We start from the raw sequence: 3,356 nt of genomic DNA on the forward strand, positions 1-3,356 counted from the left end.
CAATCAATGCAGCTACCGCCTGGCTATCTTTGATTTCTCCTAATGCAGATGCGGCATTTCTACACACCCGAGAATCTTGATCGTTCAAAGCACCAATCAATGCAGCTACCGCCTGGCTATCTTTGATTTCTCCTAATGCACGTGCGGCAGTTATACGCAGATCAGAATTTTGATGTTGTAGTTGACGAGTTAAAAATCCAACTCCGTACCCAGAGCGCGCGCTTTTTAAAAATTCTATCTTGAGCGCTTCAGAAACTTCTAACTCTAGAATTAAATCAACAGTTTTTTTCTGAAACTCCGGCTTTACCTCTCCTGCTAACCTTGCCCCTAACTCCAAATCCACCTCTAGAGCTAACTTCACCACGCCTACTGCTTGCGCTTCTTTCTCCACTAAAGCCAACATCAGCGCTAAGGGTTCTGTCCACTTTAAATAATTGAGATAATCCCGTTGCAACTTTTCATTACTAATATGAGAAAGCTTCTGAAGTATGCATTCCGCAGCGTAGTATTCCTGAATCAACTGGTGGCGAAACTCTATTTTTTCATTGCTACTAATTTGAATTAAATGATGCTTAAGTAAATCTTTCAGCAAGTCTTTGGCGCGAGTAGGCGGATAATCAACTTTCCCTTCCAGAAACTTCGTTAACATTTCTTCCGCCTCAAGCCTATCAATGATGACTCGCAATTCTTCTGGCGTTTCTCCTTGCATCATGGTGAAAGCCAATGCTTCCAATGACTGCTTCCACCAGCCGCGCAACTCCTCAACTACTCGAACATCATCTTTGATTTTGTCGCCATAAAATTGCGTAAACTGTCGAAACACCAAACCTAAATTTGGCGGTATATCGTTTGTTTGTTGAAATAAATCACACAGCATCCACAGCAGCAAGGGCGTTTCCCCAAAGGAACGCAATCTTTCACCTAAACGCTGTAGCATTTCCTCACCTGTTTCCGGCAAATAGGCGCGAATAAACTGCTGCATCTGTTCTTCGGTTAGGGGTTGCATTTCCAGCTTTTGCTCAATTCCCAAATCCCCACCTACCCCCAAATCCCGCGTGGTGAAAATCATTGGCGTTTTGGGGTGATTTTCCCGAAAAGTTTTTAACTCTCGCCTTGCTTCTTCATTGGGTAACTCGTTTACCCCATCCACAAGCAGCAAAAATTGCCTGTTACGCAACAAGGTTTTAATTTCTACATCTATATATAATCCATGCCGGTGCAAAAAATTTTGTATCAAATCCAGCACTGAAGTTGTGTATTGCCGCAACTCCACCAGCACGGGTATGCACCCGGAATCGCCTAGAGATTTTGCTTTCTCTGCTTCTTCCAACAACAGCCGCGCTAACGCTGTAGATTTGCCTGAACCTGGTTTTCCGACAAGTAATACATGATTGTCTGCATATTTACGTAATCCTTCCTGCACTGGTAAGCGTTCTGTTTTCTCTTGGGTGTCACCTCGGTTGTCTTGCTTTGGTGACACTGTTGCTACCATCAAGCCCTCAAACGGTGAGTTTTGTCTACGCCCTTCTACATCTGTAATGGTGTACTTTTCCCACCAATGTTGGTAAGCGTTGCAGACAGATTCTAGGTATTGTTGAAAATCAGCGTTCATGCAGGAAGTTGACCGAGCAAAGGCTAAAATTGTTGCTTAAGCTGTATGAATAATCAGTATAAGCTCAAATTCTAGACGGATGGGTAGGGGCACGGCATCCACAATTCTTTGGTATATCAAATTATCTTACTGGTGCCCATTGGTGTCAACTTAAGCTCAACGCTTATCCCACATACGTTTTACCCCTCCCCGCAGGCGGGGAGGGGAAGTTTTGGCTTTAGACAAAACTGGGGTGGGGTGACGAGGATCGTAATGGTAGGTGAGTGAATACAAAATCACCTTATAACAAGGGTTTCACGTTAAGTTGACACGTATGACTGGTGCCGTGCCCCTACAAAAAATTTATCTGTCGCAAACATTATTTGAATTGGTATTACACTAAACCTAACGCAGTCTCCAAAATTAGCGATCGCTTTTTCTACCTCTATTACACAATGCAACCATGTGCGCTCGCATCCGTGTTCTATGCTTTGCTGCATCTAAGTTTCTTAAGTGCGAATTTCTGTAAATTGTTTTACTTATCTAATCCTTGAGAAAGGTTCATCAACTCTGTGGGCTTGCTACTGTTAGATCACAGTAGATGTGATTTACCGAGTTCATAGTAAATGAGGTTGTGGTTTTGAAATCCCAATTAACTAATCATCGGGTTGATTTACCAGATTGCACTATTTTTTATCAGCAAAGTAGATTAGAGTCAAGTTCAATTCCCATATTATTTCTACACGGATGGGGAATCTCTACTGAGCCTTATCAAGAAGTGCTGCAACTACTAGCACAGCACCATAGCATCATTGCTCCTGACTTGCCCAGTTTTGCGAGATCGAATTACTCTGAGCTAATTCCCGATTACGTTAGCTATAGCAAACTTCTGGTTTCATTTCTGGAAGTTTTGGATATACAACAATTTCATCTAGTAGGACACTCGTTAGGCGGAGGTATTGCGATTACTTTATCTACACTTGTTCCAGAAAAAGTCACAAGTGTAATTCTGGTAGATAGTACCGGGATTCCCGGGCCATCTATACCGGAGATGATACCGCGAAGGGCAATCGAAATGACGGCGCAAATGTTTCTTCCCAGAACCAGATTGAAATTCGTTGATATTCCTTTGGTATTTTCCTATAACTTATTATTCAATACAGGAAATGTAATTCAAGGGTTGCTAATTTCTTTATACGAAGACATTAGTAATCTGCTACCAAAAATCCAAGCGCCCTGTTTGTTATTATGGTCAGAAAAAGACCTAACTACGCCATTAAGTAATGCTCAAGAAATGGCGGCACTTATTCCCAACTCTAAATTAATTACTGTAGAAGAAGGTTTGCACGAATGGGGACTCTGGTATCCTGAGAAATTTACATCACTGATACTGGATTTTATCGCAATCAATTCTATAGCAGCACTTGACGGTTGAGTCATTTCGTTACATCACATAAATTGGTCAATATACAACTTCCTGCAATATTAATGCATGGCGCTGTAATATTAATACGTCGGTCTGTTATGCCAATACGTCGGGCTGTGATATTAATACGTCGGTCTGTTATGCTAATACATCGCGCTGTGATATTAATACGTCGGTCTGTTATGCCAATACGTAGGGCTGTGATATTAATACGTCAGACTGTTATACCAATACATCGACTTGCAAAGCGTTAACCAACTCTCTCTCATCTTGTTTTAACTGAATTAGGACTTACGCAAAAGTCACGGAATTCCGTCATTACGAGCGTTCGACGAAGTC

The 3,356-nt window shown here is 41.9% G+C and carries 2 protein-coding genes; one reads left to right on the forward strand and one right to left on the reverse strand.

Going from position 1 to position 3,356, the window contains the following annotated elements:
- Positions 1-1,612 (reverse strand): HEAT repeat domain-containing protein (locus BV375_RS25240; protein ID WP_143842207.1); only part of this gene is annotated, 1,612 nt, incomplete at its 3' end.
- 613 nt (positions 1,613-2,225) lie between these two features.
- Here BV375_RS25240 and BV375_RS25245 point away from each other — a divergent pair.
- Positions 2,226-3,026: an alpha/beta hydrolase gene (locus BV375_RS25245; RefSeq protein ID WP_243714047.1), complete on the forward strand. Its 801-nt coding sequence runs from the start codon at positions 2,226-2,228 to the stop codon at positions 3,024-3,026.
- The last annotated feature ends 330 nt before the right edge of the window (positions 3,027-3,356 follow it).

Source organism: Nostoc sp. 106C (genome assembly GCF_002154725.1).
Taxonomy (GTDB): domain Bacteria; phylum Cyanobacteriota; class Cyanobacteriia; order Cyanobacteriales; family Nostocaceae; genus Aulosira.